Origin of the sequence: Shewanella morhuae (genome assembly GCF_003028295.1) — a bacterium.
In the GTDB taxonomy this organism is placed as follows: Bacteria; Pseudomonadota; Gammaproteobacteria; order Enterobacterales; family Shewanellaceae; genus Shewanella; species Shewanella morhuae.
In genome coordinates, this window is the sequence record NZ_PYSG01000002.1 from 2,193,266 (window position 1) to 2,210,397 (window position 17,132).

The window sequence follows — 17,132 nt, forward strand, 5'->3', positions numbered from 1 at the left end:
AGGCTTCTAATTTTGTGAAGCATTAGTCTCGAAATGATAACGACCCGTTTTTAAACTACTCGGACCAATACGGATAAACTTAAGCATCAAGAATACCTCAATCACCAACAGCACAGTGTAAAACAAGGTGATAGATAAAATACTGAACCATAAGTCGCTAGTCGTTAAGCTCGAGGCCGACATAAAGGTCGGTAATATCTCTGAAATGGTCCAAGGTTGGCGACCATACTCAGCGACAAACCAACCACACTCGATACCAATCCAAGGCAATGGCAAACTATAAACCGCAGCTCTAAGTACCCATTTTTTTTCTTGAATTTGATGACGAGTGCTTTGCCAGAATGCAGCAGCAAAAACAAACAACATAATAAAGCCTGCAGCCACCATTAAACGGAAGCTCCAGAAAATAGGTGCTACATTTGGAATTGAATCTTTAGCAGCGGCTTTAATTTGTTCTTCGGTCGCATCGACAATATTATCGGTATAGCGTTTGAGTAAAAAACCGTAGCCTAAATCCACTTTTGCAGCGTCAAAAGCGGCACGCAGTTCAGGAGTGACATCACCCGCACGCAATTTGACTAACATGGCATACGCTTTCATACCGTTACGAATACGCACTTCATGCTCAGCAATTAAATCGTGAATACCCGTGACTTCCTCATCAAGTGAGCGAGTAGCAATAATGCCCATTGCATAGGGTATTTTAATTGCATAATCAGTATGCATCGTTTCCTGATTAGGAAAACCAACCGCAGTGAAAGCCGCTGGAGCAGGTTCAGTGTGCCACTCAGCTTCAATCGCCGCTAATTTAACACGCTGTGCTTCACCCACTTTATAACCAGACTCATCGCCTAATACGATAACCGACAAAATCGACGCCATACCAAAACTGGCCGCAATCGCAAATGAGCGACGAGCAAAAGGTAAATCACGTTTTTTGAGGATATAGTAAGCACTGATCGCCAATACAAACATGGCACCAGCGACATAACCAGATGCTACGGTATGAACAAATTTCACCTGCGCGACGGGGTTAAATACCACCTCAGCGAAGCTGACCATCTCCATACGCATCGTTTCGTAGTTAAACACAGAACCGACTGGGTTTTGCATCCAACCGTTTGCGATTAAAATCCACAGCGCCGACATGTTAGAACCAAAAGCGACTAACCAAGTCACCATCAAATGTTGGCGTTTAGAGAAGCGATCCCAACCAAAGAAGAACATTCCCACAAAGGTCGATTCTAAGAAGAATGCCATCAGGCCTTCAATCGCTAATGGCGCGCCAAAAATATCGCCTACATAGTGCGAATAGTAAGACCAGTTTGTTCCGAATTGGAACTCCATTGCCAAACCCGTCGTCACACCTAAGGCAAAGTTAATTCCAAATAACTTACCCCAGAACTTCGTCATATCTTTATAAATTTGTTTATCGGTCATCACATACAGTGATTCCATGATAGCCAGCAAAAATGCTAGCCCCAAAGTTAAGGGAACAAATAGGAAGTGATACATGGCTGTCAGCGCAAACTGCAACCGTGACAGCTCAACAACCTCTGCAACAATCATCGGTGACTCCTTACGTGGTGCGTCCAATTGCTGTGAACATACACAATTATTCGCAACAAGTGCCTTGGTAGGATAGTGAGTTTCATTTTGTGCTTATATCTGTCATCAGTATAAACCGTTAAATTTAATCTTTCGCATTACATCCAAGCTGTACGGTGTAAAAAGCCCTCAGCCTCACAACATATCGAGACATGGGTCACACTATTACATAACATTGGGAGCAATACTTTACTACTTAATAGGTCAAATGAGTCATCAATATAAATATCAGCAAGTTAAGATATTTATTTACGCTCATCTACCGGTATTTTATACGCCTGAGTTTGATTCAAATCAATCAAACTCAGTGGTTTAGATGGTTTTTGCGGCAAGGCACACACTTCCCCACCCAGCGGTATTGACAACACCAACCAATGGGAGTAGCAAACACGCATCATTCTATACAAAACCATGTTTTTACAGCTTAGCCACAAAAATGGCATGCTAACGGTCAAAACAAAAACAAATTAAAAAAACTACAACAATCAGGCTAATAACAAATAAAGAACAAAATAAACAACTTATAAAATTAACACTAAATAACAACAACTTAACACGTTAACCAAATTGAAACCCATAAAAACTAAAAAACATTCATTAATTTATCTAATGCTTAATTGTATTTTTTCTCGTTTGATAAGCGCATTTGGTTTGTCTAATATATAGCCTGTGTTAAGGAGACAATTGGGTAACACGGTGTCGTCGCCCAGCCCAAACCTACTTCGCGCACATTGGTATTAACTTTTGGTGTGGAGATATTGATATGACTAAATTATTTGAACGTCTGGTTAACAGTTATAAGCGTGTTTTTGTTGAACTTTATACCGCTAACGAGCTGAAATAACACTCCGAATGACTCGAAAAGTTCATTGGATTAATTTGACGTTTTATTAATAAAAAAGCCCCCATCTCATTGAGATGGGGGCTTTTTTTTACTTATCACTCAAGATGGTTTTCCTGAGTAATAGAGAGAAGTAAATCATGCTATCGTTTATCAACTTGGCTACGACCTACTTAGTAATGGGTACTTAATAGTTGAAACGACCGTTTTATCACTTTGATCTATTAGAATATTTGCAATAAAAATTAATAGCCTGAAATACATCGAGTTTTGTAAAAGTGCATTTTAAATATGAAAAAAGGAGCGAAATTATCGCTCCTTTTTTTATGATGACATAAACCGGTTTTTACGCTTCAACATAGGTAAAAGTAGTGTGTTTTAATCACTTAACCTAGGGTCACTCGTGCATTTCGGAACATACGCATCCACGGGCTATCCTCACCCCAAGCATCGGGATGCCAAGAGTTAGCTACAGTTCTAAACACACGTTCTGGGTGCGGCATCATCAGCGTTACGCGGCCATCTGTTGTACAAATACCCGTTAAGCCGTTTGGCGAGCCATTCGGGTTTTGTGGATACTGAGTCGCGATATCACCCATACCATTGACAAAACGCAGTGCAATCGTGCCTGACGCTTCGGCCTTTGCCAGCGATTGTGCACTGGCAAACTCAGCCAAACCTTCACCGTGGGATACGGCAATAGGCATACGTGAGCCTGCCATACCTTGGAAGAATAACGACGGGCTCTGTTGCACCTCAACTAAGCTGAAGCGCGCTTCGAAACGCTCTGAGCGGTTACGCACAAAACGTGGCCAATGCTCACTTCCTGGGATAATTTCTTTCAGGTTAGACAGCATTTGGCAGCCGTTACACACGCCAAGGGCAAAACTTGAATCACGCTCAAAGAAACGTGAAAACTCATCGCGGGCACGCTCGTTAAACAAAATCGACTTAGCCCAACCTTCACCCGCACCTAATACGTCACCGTAGGAGAAACCGCCGCAAGCCACTAGGCCTTCGAACTCATCTAAGCTGATACGGCCCGATAAAATATCCGACATGTGCACATCGTGGCTTTCAAATCCGGCACGATCAAAGGCGGCAGCCATTTCTACCTGAGAGTTAACGCCCTGCTCACGTAAAATAGCCATCTTAGGGGCGATACCTTTAAGGATATAAGGCGCAGCGACATCAACACTTGGGTCAAAACTTAAATTAACCGTTAAGCCTAAATCGGTTTCGTCTTGTTTGAGCTTAAACTCTTCAAGCGCGCACTCTGGGTTATCACGCAGTGCTTGCATACGATAAGTAGTTTCTGACCACACAGTACGCAGCGCTACACGGGTATCGCTGAAAACTTCACGCGCGCCATCGTTAATAGTGATGAGTTGATCATCGGCTAAAGTCCCGATCACATGGCAAGGTACGCCAGCGATAGCAAACTGAGCAGCAATTTTTGCGGCGTTGTCGCGGCTCACTTGCAGCACAGCGCCGAGTTCTTCATTAAAGAGCCGTTCTAAATCAGTGCCATGCAAATCGTCTATATCGATGTCTAAACCAGTATTACCTGCAAAGGCCATTTCTACTAACGTGGTAAATAAACCGCCGTCACTGCGATCGTGGTAAGCGATAACAGACTTTTTAGCGACTAAATTTTGCATGGTTTCAAAGAAACCGCGCAGTAGTGCAGCGTCATCAAGATCTGGCGCGATATCACCTAGCTCACCAAACACCTGCGCTAAACAAGAACCACCTAAACGATTTTTACCCGCGCCTAAATCCACTAACAATAAAGACGTCTCGCCTTTATCTGTGCGTAGTTCTGGTGTCACGGTATTACGAATATCTTGCACCACACCAAAGGCGGTGATGACTAAGGACATTGGCGAGGTAACAGTTTTATCCGCGCCATCTTGTTGCCATGCGGTCTTCATCGACATCGAGTCTTTACCGACCGGAATGGTCAGGCTCAGCTCTGGGCACAATTCTTCACCTACGGCTTTAACCGCTTCATAAAGACCTGCATCTTCACCTGGGTGACCTGCGGCAGACATCCAGTTAGCAGATAATTTAATCCGTTTGAACGAACCAATATCAACGCCAGCAATATTCATGATTGACTCAGCAACTGCCATACGGGCAGAGGCGCCAAAATCAAGCAGCGCTAAAGGTGTACGTTCACCCAGCGACATAGCTTCACCGGTGTAGGTATCAAAACTAGCCGCAGTGACCGCGCAATCGGCAACTGGCACTTGCCATGGCCCCACCATTTGGTCACGGTTAACTAAACCTGTAACTGTGCGGTCGCCAATGGTGATAAGGAAGCTTTTATCCGCCACGGTAGGTAGGCTTAATACACGTTTAACCGCTTCTTTTACATCAATGTTATCTTGCTTTAGCGCCGGAGATACCGCTTTAGCTGATACCACATCACGGCTCATCTTAGGTGCTTTGCCTAATAAAACTTCAAGCGGTAAATCGATAGGGTTATTGTCAAAATGGCTGTCGCTAAGCGTTAAATGCTTTTCAGCTGTCGCTTCACCCACTACGGCAAATGGCGCACGTTCACGCTCACAGATTGCCGTGAATAATGCGAGATTTTCAGGGGCAACTGACATCACATAACGCTCTTGTGACTCGTTACACCAAATTTCTAGCGGGCTCATTCCCGGTTCGTCCGATGGCACATTACGCAGATTAAACAGACCACCACGCTCTGCGTCATTGACTAACTCAGGGAAAGCATTTGATAAGCCGCCCGCACCCACATCGTGGATAAATTGGATCGGATTTTTATCGCCAAGCTGCCAGCAACGGTCAATCACTTCCTGACAACGTCGCTCCATTTCTGGGTTTTCACGTTGTACAGAAGCAAAATCAAGATTTTCGCTCGATTGACCCGATGCCATAGATGAAGCCGCGCCGCCGCCCAGACCAATGTTCATCGCAGGGCCACCGAGCACAATCAGCTTAGCGCCAACGGTGATTTCACCCTTTTGCACATGTTCTTCGCGAATATTACCTAAACCCCCGGCTAACATAATGGGCTTGTGGTAACCGCGTACTTCAACACCGTTATGGCTACTAACTTCTTGCTCATAGGTACGGAAATAGCCCACCAGCGCAGGACGGCCAAACTCGTTGTTAAATGCCGCGCCGCCCAATGGGCCTTCGGTCATAATATCCAGCGCACTCACAATACGATCGGGTTTACCGTAATGGGTTTCCCACGGCTGTTCAAAACCGGGAATATTCAAATTTGATACGCTAAAACCGGTTAAACCCGCTTTAGGTTTAGAGCCGCGGCCAGTTGCGCCTTCATCACGAATTTCGCCGCCTGAACCCGTTGCAGCGCCTGGATATGGGCTGATAGCAGTTGGATGGTTGTGGGTTTCCACTTTCATCAAAATGTGCATAGGTTCAGTGTGGTAGTTGTACACCCCATCAGGATCTGGGAAAAAACGCCCCGCAACTGAACCTTCCATCACAGCAGCGTTATCTTTGTAGGCCGACAACACATGATCTGGCGTGGTTTCAAAGGTGTTCTTAATCATTTTGAACAATGATTTTGGCTGTACTTCGCCATCAATCGTCCAATCTGCGTTAAAAATTTTGTGACGACAATGCTCTGAGTTCGCCTGAGCAAACATCATCAATTCAATATCGTGGGGATTACGGCCTAAACGGACGAAGTTTTCGACTAAATAGTCAATTTCATCTTCGGCTAAGGCGAGGCCCAGTTCAGTATTGGCTACCTCTAACGCACGGCGGCCTTCGGCAAGAATATTTACACTCTTAAATGGTGCTGGCTCGGTGCGTTTAAATAACACATCAGCTTTAGCAAAATCATCGAGAATGATGTCAACCATGCGGTCATGCAGCAGTGCATTTAAGGCATGTTGCTGCATTGCAGTCAGTGCATCTGATTCAACATAATACGCAACGCCTCGCTCCAAACGCTTCACTTTACCAAGACCACAATTATGGGCAATGTCAGTGGCTTTTGAAGACCAAGGAGAAATAGTACCGGGACGAGGCGTGACAAACAGAAGTGAACCTTGGGGGATATGAGTTTCTATCGCGGGTCCATAGGTGAGAATTGTTTCAAGTTGCTGGCGTTCGTTAGTGTCGAGCAACTCGCTCAAATCCGCTAAATGAACATATTCAGCATAGATTTGGCGTACCGGAAGCGCCGCATTTTCGCAGGCCTCCATCAGCTTTTGCATTCTAAACGTCGAGAGTGCAGGGGCTCCGCGGATGATTTCCATCACGTCTATTCACCTTATTATTTATTATTGCAGGGGTCAGAATTGGCGCTATTATAGGGAAATGTCTAGCACAAATCACCTGTGTCATTACGCAAAACAGTGTTTCCTGTAATATAAAAAGCGGCATATTTTTAAGTCATCATTTACCTCTACGAACGATTTTTTTACGTTATTCCCGACAAACGGATATAATCCCACCACTGTTACTCAGCTCACCACGTATACCCTACTGTTAACTCTTTATTTACACCATTGATTTTACTTAATATAAGCGCATTTGATGATTCGATTCTTGATAGTTTTTTCCCTAGGTTTTTTACTGACTGCCTGTCAGCCTACTACCGTGGACGAAACAGAATTTGTGCCGAAAAAATTAACAGAATTAAGAGTGGGCACCTTGTACGGTCCACAGATTTATATGACCTCTGGCCAAGGTGATAGCGGTTTTGATTACGATATGGCGGTGCTGTTTGCTGAATACTTAAACGTGCCGTTAAAAATGGTGCCTTATACTAATCATGCAGAACTGTACGAAGCCCTTAAAAAAAATCACATTGATATTATTGCCGCAGGCATGACTGAAACGCCCGCCAGACGAGAGCAGTTTCGCCTTGGTCCACCGCTATACCGTGTTAATCAAGTCTTAGTTTATCGTGAAGGTATGCCTGTCCCAAAAGATATCAGTGACTTAAAAGGTAAGATTACTGTGATAGCCGATTCGGCCTTCGTCGAAACCTTAACCCAGTTGCAAAAACACTATCCAACATTGGTATGGGATCAAATTGCCGACAAGGACAGCGAAGAATTATTGGCAATGATCGCCAATAAGGAAATTGACTACACCATCGCCGATTCAAGCAGTGTACAAATCAACCGCCGTTATTTACCCGACTTACGTTCAGGCCCAGTGTTAGAAGAGAAGCTCGATGTTGTCTGGTTATTACCTCCCAATCATAGCGACCAGCTTATGAGCCAATTGCTGGCCTTTTGGCATCAAGAAAAACGCGCCGGTACACTCGACCACTTAAATGAAAAATACTTTGGTCATGTGAAACGTTTCGATTATGTCGATACTCGCGCATTTATCCGCGCCATCGAAACCGTATTACCCCGTTATCGTCACTTATTTGAAAAATACGCTGGCAATTTAGATTGGCGTAAACTGGCGGCGACAAGCTATCAAGAATCGCACTGGAACCCAAATGCTCGTTCAGCAACTGGGGTACGTGGCATGATGATGCTGACCCAACCCACGGCTAAAGAAATTGGTATTACTAATCGTTTGGATGCGGAAGAAAGCATTCGCGGCGGCGCGGCTTATCTCAATGATATGATTAACCGTTTGCCAGAATCGATCCCTGAAAGTCAGCGCATGTGGTTTGCACTGGCGTCATACAATATAGGTTATGCCCACGTTGAAGATGCGCGTAAACTCGCTGAATCAATGGAATTAAACCCGAATGCATGGCGAGATTTAAAGAAGGTGTTACCGCTACTGCAAAAGCGTAAATACTATCAAAAAACTCGCTATGGCTATGCTCGCGGCAGTGAAGCGGTACATTATGTCGATAGTATTCGCCGCTATTATGACACGCTGGTGTGGATGGATAATCAATCCAAGCCCCATCCCGATGACGATAGTAGCGATTTAGAGGAAGAACAACCCACACTCCCAGCAGGAACATTAAGCCCAGATCAGCCTAAATAACCTCACTCACCTTTAAAGACGTAAGCTTAGCCGAGACTCAGGCTAAAACACATCTGTAGGCTAAATACATGCTGAATTAAGCTTATCTAACCCGTGCTATTGCCGCATTCTAATGCAACTGCTACTGTCGTGGCTTAACGGCGATGATAATGCGTTAACCGACAGCAAAATAACAATAAATGGGGTCTATATGAAAAGAAAAGCCATCAGCAACACAGCTGCGCGTCGTCGCACTTTACTCAAAATACGTCATAGACGTATTCTAAATCGTCAAAAACTGTTCTTCACTTTTATCCAATCTCAAGATTAATTCTGCCGCTTAAATCAATGTTCACTCAATCGATTGTTGCGCCTTTTTAGCCTGTTTCAGGGCTTTTTTTTCATCCCTGCGACGTTTAAAAAAACGACTCAATTGTGCGCTACAAGCCTCGGCTAATACTCCAGAAGTGACTTCAACTTGGTGATTAAATACAGGGTGTTGCAGTAAGTTGATCACAGAGCCTGCTGCACCCGTTTTTTCATCCCGCGCGCCAAACACCACCCTTGCGATACGACTATGCACCATAGCACCAGCACACATAGCGCAAGGCTCAAGCGTGATATACAAAGTTGCATCTAACAAACGATAGTTTTCGACTAAGCGCCCCGCTTCCCGCAAACATAAAATTTCTGCATGGGCACTAGGATCGTGTTGGCTAATCGATAAATTGTAACCAGTGGCAATTTGCTGACCGTCCTTTACCAATACGGCGCCCACGGGCACTTCGCCTGCGGCCTCGGCTTTTTCGGCCATCTGCATTGCCACTTGCATCCAATATTCGTCTTGCTGTGATGGCTCATCTAGCTCAATTTGATCCACTCATGCCCCTATCTCACCACCAAAAATAAGGCGGATTATATCAGTGAATTAACCATATTTCATAACAGAGTCATTCAACCCAGGTTGCTCCATCAACAACAAAAAAGGCGCACTTGGCGCCTTTCACGTTAATTAAAATGATGAACTCATTCCCACTCGAATATTAATAAGAAGAAAACCCACCTACATAACAGCTAGTCAGAAAAGTGGCCGTTATCGATACAATCATCTATACCATGCGTAGAATTTTTTATTTTTGTTACTCTTCGACATTTTAGTTCGGCTTTGGCCCAGGCTGACGATTCTGTCATATCACGACGAAGCTCTTATTTTTCTTCTGCAGTAAGCAAACGCGGACCAGATGTAGCTATCTCCACCTAATATCTCCCACTTGTAGCTGGGTATAGCTGTTGAGGATACAACAGGCGTGAACGTTTTGTATTTAGATCAAAAAAGCCAAGACGTGACGTCAGCCCTAACAAAAGAGCATCTAGGTTTTCCGTCAATGCAAACGTTCCAAGACGCTCAGGCAAGGACCAGAGTTTGACGAGGCCATTTTCTTCTACCAAGGCGAGCAGCTCACAACCTTCAATGTCTGTCCAAAACACTCTGCGTGTTTGTTCACATCAGAGCGAACACTTTTAACGCATTACTAACATCAAAAAATAGAAAACATGTTAACTCTCCGGAGCTGACACCTGATTAGGCAAAGCTTGCGAGGGCTCGTCCCTAGCAAGCAACTTGCCTTTATCCGTGCACAAAACGCGTTGATAACTTATCACCAAACAACATAATGGCTAGCCCAATCAGCATGACCAGCATACCGCCTAGCTTCAGCGCCGAGATGGGTCTGCGGATGGAGCCCAACAAACCAAAATGGTCTATGAACTGTGATGACAACAACTGTCCGACAATCGCCAATCCGAGCAGAGCTGAAAAACCAATTTTGGGGGCGAGCAGGACATAGCTAAATAATGCGCATGCGCCGATCACGCCACCCGCAAGAGTCCACAATGGCTGCGAAGGAATTGCGGTAAGCGAGGAGAATCCCTCTCCTCGCAATAGTGAGAAAAACCCAAGGCTGAATGCTCCAGCCGAGAAGGAAAACAGCGCGGCTGTGACTGAATCCCCACCCAACCCTTTTGCTAACTGACTGTTCAGGGTTGTCTGCAACGTAATACCCAAACCAGCAAAAAAAGCAATCAAGTAATAAATTATGTTCATGCATATTCCTTTATTTGCTCGCTTACTCTAGCGGCAGGAAAACGTCAGCAAAGATATCAGGCTGATAACCAGAGGCAGCAAACAGATGCGCACGAGATTCATCGATGGCAGCGCGCAGACGTTCACTGTCTACACCCAGCACCTGACCGTTCTGCTTAACAATGCGTCCGGCGATCATCACGGTATCGATGTTGCTGCGCTCTGTGGCATGCACGACCGTGCCAAAAGCATTACCAGATGGGTAAAGGTTGATGTCATTGGCGTTAATCAAAATCAGGTCAGCCTGTTTACCCGGAGTCAAACTACCAATTTTGTCTTGTAATCCTGCACAGTAAGCACCATCGACGGTCGCCGATTTAAGAAGCTGTGCGGCCGGAAGTGTTGTTAGCGCCTTTTTAGAGCCACAAGTATGTTGCTGATGCATGCCCATAACTCGCTGCAGATAAAAGGCCACGCGCATTTCCATAAACATGTCGGTGCTGTAAGAGGTTTCATTATCAACACTAAGTCCTGGAGCGATACCATGACGCTGCGCCGCCTCAATGGCATACATACCATCTTCAATGCCATAATGCGCATCAGAGCGTGGACAAACGTTCACCCGAACCCCTGCTTCACTCAATATCTTCCAACCTTCATCAGGCAACGACGTGCAGTGGTTGAAAATATTATCTGGGCCAAGAAGACCACGTTGATGCAGCGACTCAAGTTCAGATGCCATAAAAGAGCCAAAGAACTCAGTCACAATGGGCAGCCCTAATCTGCGAGCTTCAGCCCACAACTCTGGTTCTAACTGAGCCATGACCGCAAGAGAAACAAGGCTGTCAGGATTATTCTTAAAATACTTTTCCTGCAGGCGCTGCCAATTAGCCGGCCAATGCGCTTTGTCCCACTCTCCGGCGACCGGTGCTCCGGAAGCATGTACGGCACGAATACCTGAATCAAACAGGGCCTCAACGGCGGCATCTGAATGTTCCGCGGTGCGGCTGTTATGGGAATTATCAATAACGGTGGTGATGCCCGCGTCAATGCAGCCCAGAGCCGTCAGCAAGTTGCCGATATAATTATCAGCTGGACGATAATATTTGGCGAACGAGAAATGTGTGGCGTTGCTATAGTCTTCTAAACAGGTGGCATTAGGGTTGATACGGCGCAATTGTCCTTCCCATGAGTGACGATGAGAATCCACCATCCCCGGCATGGCAATCATGCCAGCCGCATCGATAATGACGGCGTCACTGGCCTCAAGATTTTCACCAATGGCTATGATGGTGCTGCCTTCGATAAGGATATCAGCGCTGACTAAATTGCCTATATCATCGTCCATGCTTAGAACAGTAGCTCCTTTAATTAGCGTCCGAGCAGCTAGTGATTCAGTGGTTCTTACTATATTTCGAGTATAATTAGTCATCTTTAATTCACCTTTTTGAAATTTTGTGAAGCAAAGATACGTAAAGTGACACTTTCAAAAAAGACAGTTAAACTGTTTTCATTATTCAATAATCACGAACAATAGCGCGCTTTGTTGTGGATCATGGAAACAATATGGATCGTATTCAGGCAATGCAAATTTTTGTCCGTGTAGCAGAAGCAGGGAGTTTTATTCACGCGGCGGAAACGTTGTCCTTACCAGCCTCAACGGTGAGTAGCACAATTAAAAACCTTGAAAAATATTTGCAGGTACGTTTGCTGAACAGAACAACGCGACGGGTCAGCCTGACGACTGAGGGCGCACAATATTTGGCGCAATGTCAGGAAATACTTAAATTAATAGAGCATACAGAGTCTAGCTTGACCGATTCAGTTAAACGGCCACAGGGGCGCTTACGGGTTGATATGCCTGGAGGTATTGCACATTTTGTCATCATGCCAAATCTGCAAGATTTCTACAGACGATATCCGGATATCTATCTAATGATAGGTGTCAACGACCGGCAGGTAGATCTCGTTCAGGAAGGCGTAGATTGTGTGATTCGAACCGGTGAGCTTAATGACTCAGCGCTCATTGCCCGACCGCTTGGTCGATTTCGCTGGGTGACATGTGCTTCTCCTGCTTATCTTAAAGAGAACGGGATTCCGAAGACGCCAGAAGATTTATCTGACCACCGAGCCGTCCATTATTTTTCAGGACATGCTAAGCGAGCGAATGAAATGAGTTTTGTTAGCGGCTCTGAAAAAATGTCAATCTCGGTCAGCGGCGCTATGGCCGCTAATGAGACAGGACTCTACATAAAAATGTGTCTTGAAGGGTTAGGATTGGTGCAGCTTGCTGAGAAAGTGGTATCAGATCATCTGGCAGAAGGCCGGCTAATTGAAGTATTGGCGGAATGGCAACCCGCGTCCGTACCTGTTACTTTACTCTATCCGCATCAACGTTTTCTATCGCCAGCCATGCGTGCCTTTTCCGACTGGGTAACCGAACTTATTTAAGGCAGCAATTCGTCAATCTGATTGCCAATAACTAAAACCCCTTTTTTTGATTACTATTACGGTCATATTTTCCTATACAACCGTAATTTTGCTAATGCAGGGAAAGGGTTCTATCACGTATCTCATAAATATTGGTTTAACTCATCGATGGAGCAGGTTCAAGGTGGACGTTTCGACCAGCCATCATGCCAGTGAATGCGCCAGCAATGGAGATAACTGCCGTAATTAATAGCGACACCGTCCAGCCTCCTGACCAGTCGTGCAGTTGACCTAGGAATAAGGGACCTGCTGCTGCCATTAGATACCCTACACACTGGGCCATTCCTGACAGAGCGGCCGCGTCGCCAGCATTTTTTGTACGCAGCACTACGAAAGTCAAGCCTAGCATCATGCTGGCACCAGAACCAAAGCCCAGAAGCGCAGCCCACAAGATGGCAAACTCAGGCGCATAAATAAGCCCGATAAGCGATAAGGCAACCAACAGACTGGTTGTTACGGCCGCCAGTTTTTGATCTTTCAGGCGGCGCAGCGTGGCGGCTAGTATTAATCCCGGAATGGCCGTAGCCAGTTGCAGTGTCCCATGCACGGTCCCTGCTTCAGAGGCGGATATACCTTGATCGATCAAAATTGTCGGCAACCAGCCTACGGCGACATAAAAAGGCATTGCATTGAAACCCATAAACAGTGTGACTTGCCATGCTAGAGGCGATTTCCAGACCGCTACAGTCGCTGATTTTTTCGGATTAGACAGGCTTACTGGTTCATGCTTTTTAAGCTGCGGCAACCACACAATAAGAGCAAGCAGCGGGGCTGTGATTAATAAAACAAGCGCAATATTCCAGCCCCAAACCTGCGTTATGGGGATCATGATAGCAGACCCTATCGCACCCGCCGCCCCCATTGTAATGGAATAAGCCCCCGTCATGGACGCAACATTTGCTGAAAGGTCACGCTTAACTAGACCAGGCAGCAGTACGTTACCCAAGGCGATCCCTGTACCTATTAGTATTGTACCGAGATACAACGACCATACGCTTCCTGTAGTACGCAGCAAAATACCCAGCGAAATGATTAATAGTGCGCCAAAAAGGGTGCGCTCAAGCCCGAACTTCCGTGCAACAGGTGCGCTCAGTGGCGAGAATGCGGCAAATGCCAGCAATGGCAATGAAGTAAGCAGACCTACGGCTGAGGAGCTTAAGCCGAAATCACTTTGAATAAGCGGCAGCACGGGCGCTATACTGGTAAAAGGAACCCGCAGGTTAACCGCAATAAAAAGAATTCCCGCCACAAGTGCAATGGTATTCCACTTGTTTTTAGTGTCCAACATGTTCTCTAACCTTCTTTACTTTAGAAAAAAAAGAACTATAAAGTATCGGCAGTACGTATAATATAGGCAATATGACAGACGATACCTAAATTATGCCAGATTTTAAAAAAATGATTTCCTCACCGGAAGATTTTGATTCCGATGAGTTTTTGCAGGCAGCCATTGCACTGCAGATTGAGCCTGAACTGAACCATTCAGGTATTAGGCCGCATGACCACCGCAAAGGTCAGTTGATCTTGTCTTTGAATGGTGCGGTGAGCTGTGAAGTACAAGATGCACTGTGGCTCGTTCCTCCTCAGCATGCGGTCTGGATCCCAAGCGGTACCCCTCACAGCTGCCGAATTACCCAAAATGCTAGTACCTGCTTTTTGTTTGTTGAGCCTAGCGCGGCAGTAATGCCCGATGCATGCTGCACGGTTGCCATAACACCTCTCGTCCGAGAGTTGATTCTACATCTTGCCGAACAGGATCCCTCTTACCCTTCGCAGGGTAAAACAGCACGTCTTGTTGCCGTGCTTCTCGAACAGCTGTCTGATGCGCCGCTCAAAGAGCTGCATTTACCAATATCAGACCACCCCAAAATTAGACAAATTGCTGATGCACTTTTTGCAGACCCGAGCGATCGTACTACTTTGCGCAAGTGGGCAGCTAGACTTGCAACCAGTGAACGTTCGCTAGCCAGACTTGTAGAAAACAGCACCGGATTGAGCTTCGGACGCTGGCGACAGCAGCTGCATCTGATGATCGCACTGAGCCAATTGGCAGAGGGGAAATCGGTGCAAAGTGTCGCTGGTAACCTAGGCTATGATTCAGTTAATGCTTTTATCACTATGTTCAAAAAAGCATTGGGTAAATCGCCTACCCAATATTTTTCATCGCTGCGATAAAGCTTGAAGGAGGCGTGTTAGACGTTGTTATGCTTTATAGAATCAATGGGATCGGAGTCATTGATATTTACCAAATTTAAAGAGGGCCTCTCAACACCCTTAATTTGCAACAATTATCTAGCATCAGGGAAGGAAACTGGAATACTAAAGCGTTTCGAAATAAGAAGAATCGCCGATACAGCCACTAATGTTCCAAAGAAGCATTCTTTGAGCCTGAAACATTTAGTGTTCCACTACAGAGACCAACACTCTATAACTGGACCGTTGCTATACAGCAACGATGAAAAATAGTAGGCAAGCATCATAATGAAAAGTAAAAGTAAAAAATACCAGTCAGTATTACTGACTGGTATTTTTTTATTTTATAACGACTAGGATAGCTATTTATAACTTAGCCTATTCCCATTCAATAGTCGCTGGTGGTTTGCCAGAGATATCGTAAACCACACGGGAAATGCCATCGACTTCATTGATGATGCGGTTTGATACGCGGCCTAAGAAATCATACGGTAGATGCGCCCAATGGGCGGTCATAAAATCGATTGTTTCCACGGCGCGCAGTGATACAACCCAATCATATTTACGGCCATCACCCATTACGCCAACTGAGCGTACAGGTAAAAACACCGTAAAGGCTTGGCTGACTTTGTTGTATAAGTCGGCTTTATGCAGTTCTTCGATAAAGATAGCATCGGCGCGGCGCAGCAAGTCACAATATTCTTTCTTCACTTCACCTAATACGCGCACACCAAGACCTGGCCCAGGGAACGGATGGCGATAAAGCATATTGTAAGGTAGGCCTAACTCAAGACCAATTTTGCGCACTTCATCTTTAAACAGTTCGCGCAGTGGCTCAACTAAACCTAAAGCCATATCAGCAGGCAGACCACCCACGTTATGGTGAGATTTAATCACATGGGCTTTGCCTGTGGCGCTGCCAGCAGATTCAATCACATCAGGATAAATCGTGCCTTGTGCTAACCATTTTGCATTGGCGCATTTTTTTGATTCTTCATCAAAAATCTCTACAAATACACGACCGATGATCTTACGCTTAGCTTCTGGATCGGCCTCGCCTTTCAGCGCGTCAAGGAAGCGGTTTTCTGCAGCAACATGAATAATATTCAGGCCAAAATGATCGCCAAACATGTCCATCACTTGCTCAGCTTCGTTCAAACGCAGTAGACCGTTATCCACAAATACGCAGGTCAGATTTTTACCGATTGCACGGTGCAGCAGCATAGCCACCACCGATGAATCAACACCGCCTGATAAACCGAGGATCACTTCATCATCACCAATTTGCTTTTTCAAGCGCTCAATCGCATCTTCGATAATTGATGAAGGTTTCCAATTTGCCGCGCAGCCACAAATGTCTAAGGCAAAGTGCGATAACATGCGCTGCCCTTGGCGAGTGTGAGTCACTTCTGGGTGGAATTGTACGCCATAGAAACGCTTTTCTTCATTGGCCATCGCTGCAAACGGGCAAGTGTCAGTTTTAGCAACCGCAACAAATCCTTGAGGAATCACCGAGACTTTGTCACCGTGGCTCATCCATACATCTAGTAGTGGCTTGCCTTCGCCGCTGACTGCATCTTCAATGCCTTTAAATAACAAAGAATCTGTCAGCATTTCTATTTGTGCGTAGCCAAACTCGCCCTCACCCACACCTTGAATGACTTTACCGCCCAGCTGCTCAGACATGGTTTGCATGCCGTAGCAAATGCCAAGCACAGGCACGCCAGCAGTAAATACGTATTCAGGTGCACGTGGCGAGTTTTCAGCCGTCACACTTTCAGGGCCGCCAGCAAGAATAATACCGTTCGGGGCAAACTCGCGGATTTGGGCTTCTGTTACATCCCACGCCCATAATTCACAGTACACACCGATTTCACGGATACGACGGGCAATCAATTGAGTGTACTGAGATCCAAAATCGAGGATCAGTATCTTGTGCTCATGAATATCGCTCATGGGGAA

12 protein-coding genes are annotated in these 17,132 nt (G+C 45.6%); 3 read left to right on the plus strand and 9 right to left on the minus strand.

Annotation, left to right across the window (positions count from 1 at the left end):
- Window positions 1-6: 6 nt before the first annotated feature.
- The 3 genes from C9I43_RS10070 to purL form a co-directional block, all read right to left on the minus strand.
- Window positions 7-1,569: a cytochrome ubiquinol oxidase subunit I gene (locus C9I43_RS10070; protein WP_107883367.1), complete on the minus strand. Its 1,563-nt coding sequence runs from the start codon at window positions 1,567-1,569 to the stop codon at window positions 7-9.
- 284 nt (window positions 1,570-1,853) lie between these two features.
- Window positions 1,854-2,006 (minus strand): hypothetical protein, encoded by a 153-nt coding sequence (locus C9I43_RS18895; RefSeq protein WP_181317872.1) that lies wholly within the window; start codon window positions 2,004-2,006, stop codon window positions 1,854-1,856.
- A gap of 829 nt (window positions 2,007-2,835) precedes the next feature.
- Window positions 2,836-6,717 carry a phosphoribosylformylglycinamidine synthase gene (purL, locus tag C9I43_RS10075; RefSeq protein ID WP_107883368.1) on the minus strand — a complete coding sequence of 1,294 codons (3,882 nt, stop codon included), beginning with the start codon at window positions 6,715-6,717 and terminating at the stop codon, window positions 2,836-2,838.
- Window positions 6,718-6,997: 280 nt separating this feature from the next.
- On the opposite strand from purL, the gene mltF reads away from it, so the two are divergent.
- On the plus strand, window positions 6,998-8,425 hold the full coding sequence (gene mltF / locus C9I43_RS10080) for a membrane-bound lytic murein transglycosylase MltF (protein ID WP_076496613.1): 1,428 nt from the start codon (window positions 6,998-7,000) through the stop codon (window positions 8,423-8,425).
- A 331-nt stretch (window positions 8,426-8,756) separates the two neighbouring features.
- On the opposite strand, the gene tadA is transcribed toward mltF, so the two are convergent.
- From tadA to C9I43_RS10100, 4 genes are all read right to left on the minus strand, one after another.
- A complete protein-coding gene (gene tadA, locus C9I43_RS10085) occupies window positions 8,757-9,284 on the minus strand; it encodes a tRNA adenosine(34) deaminase TadA (RefSeq protein WP_107883369.1) in 528 nt (175 codons plus the stop codon).
- 377 nt (window positions 9,285-9,661) lie between these two features.
- Window positions 9,662-9,892, minus strand: a complete 231-nt coding sequence (locus C9I43_RS19220; protein WP_107883370.1) for an SMP-30/gluconolactonase/LRE family protein — start codon at window positions 9,890-9,892, stop codon at window positions 9,662-9,664.
- A 139-nt stretch (window positions 9,893-10,031) separates the two neighbouring features.
- Window positions 10,032-10,508: a DMT family transporter gene (locus C9I43_RS10095; protein WP_107883371.1), complete on the minus strand. Its 477-nt coding sequence runs from the start codon at window positions 10,506-10,508 to the stop codon at window positions 10,032-10,034.
- Window positions 10,509-10,530: 22 nt separating this feature from the next.
- Entirely contained in the window at window positions 10,531-11,919 is a 1,389-nt protein-coding gene (locus C9I43_RS10100) for an amidohydrolase family protein (RefSeq protein WP_107883372.1), read from the minus strand.
- A gap of 134 nt (window positions 11,920-12,053) precedes the next feature.
- Between C9I43_RS10100 and C9I43_RS10105 the strand changes: the two genes are divergently transcribed.
- A complete protein-coding gene (locus tag C9I43_RS10105) occupies window positions 12,054-12,938 on the plus strand; it encodes a LysR family transcriptional regulator (RefSeq protein WP_107883373.1) in 885 nt (294 codons plus the stop codon).
- A gap of 136 nt (window positions 12,939-13,074) precedes the next feature.
- On the opposite strand, the gene C9I43_RS10110 is transcribed toward C9I43_RS10105, so the two are convergent.
- Complete coding sequence (locus C9I43_RS10110) at window positions 13,075-14,265, minus strand: MFS transporter (RefSeq protein WP_107883374.1); 1,191 nt, start codon at window positions 14,263-14,265, stop codon at window positions 13,075-13,077.
- Window positions 14,266-14,357: 92 nt separating this feature from the next.
- On the opposite strand from C9I43_RS10110, the gene C9I43_RS10115 reads away from it, so the two are divergent.
- Complete coding sequence (locus tag C9I43_RS10115) at window positions 14,358-15,152, plus strand: AraC family transcriptional regulator (protein ID WP_107883375.1); 795 nt, start codon at window positions 14,358-14,360, stop codon at window positions 15,150-15,152.
- A gap of 396 nt (window positions 15,153-15,548) precedes the next feature.
- Here the strand turns inward: C9I43_RS10115 and guaA are convergent, their stop codons facing one another.
- The gene (guaA, locus tag C9I43_RS10125) at window positions 15,549-17,126 is read right to left on the minus strand and encodes a glutamine-hydrolyzing GMP synthase (protein ID WP_107883377.1); all 1,578 of its coding nucleotides are present in this window, start codon (window positions 17,124-17,126) and stop codon (window positions 15,549-15,551) included.
- Between the last annotated feature and the right edge of the window lie 6 nt (window positions 17,127-17,132).

What these genes read in the sequence shown, in the direction of transcription:
- C9I43_RS10070 (WP_107883367.1), bottom strand. Translation starts at nt 1,569, where the DNA reads ATGATTGTTGCAGAGGTTGTTGAGCTGTCACGGTTGCAGTTTGCGCTG.
- C9I43_RS18895 (WP_181317872.1), bottom strand. Translation starts at nt 2,006, where the DNA reads ATGATGCGTGTTTGCTACTCCCATTGGTTGGTGTTGTCAATACCGCTG.
- purL (WP_107883368.1), bottom strand. Translation starts at nt 6,717, where the DNA reads ATGGAAATCATCCGCGGAGCCCCTGCACTCTCGACGTTTAGAATGCAA.
- mltF (WP_076496613.1), top strand. Translation starts at nt 6,998, where the DNA reads ATGATTCGATTCTTGATAGTTTTTTCCCTAGGTTTTTTACTGACTGCC.
- C9I43_RS10095 (WP_107883371.1), bottom strand. Translation starts at nt 10,508, where the DNA reads ATGAACATAATTTATTACTTGATTGCTTTTTTTGCTGGTTTGGGTATT.
- C9I43_RS10100 (WP_107883372.1), bottom strand. Translation starts at nt 11,919, where the DNA reads ATGACTAATTATACTCGAAATATAGTAAGAACCACTGAATCACTAGCT.
- C9I43_RS10105 (WP_107883373.1), top strand. Translation starts at nt 12,054, where the DNA reads ATGGATCGTATTCAGGCAATGCAAATTTTTGTCCGTGTAGCAGAAGCA.
- C9I43_RS10110 (WP_107883374.1), bottom strand. Translation starts at nt 14,265, where the DNA reads ATGTTGGACACTAAAAACAAGTGGAATACCATTGCACTTGTGGCGGGA.
- C9I43_RS10115 (WP_107883375.1), top strand. Translation starts at nt 14,358, where the DNA reads ATGCCAGATTTTAAAAAAATGATTTCCTCACCGGAAGATTTTGATTCC.
- guaA (WP_107883377.1), bottom strand. Translation starts at nt 17,126, where the DNA reads ATGAGCGATATTCATGAGCACAAGATACTGATCCTCGATTTTGGATCT.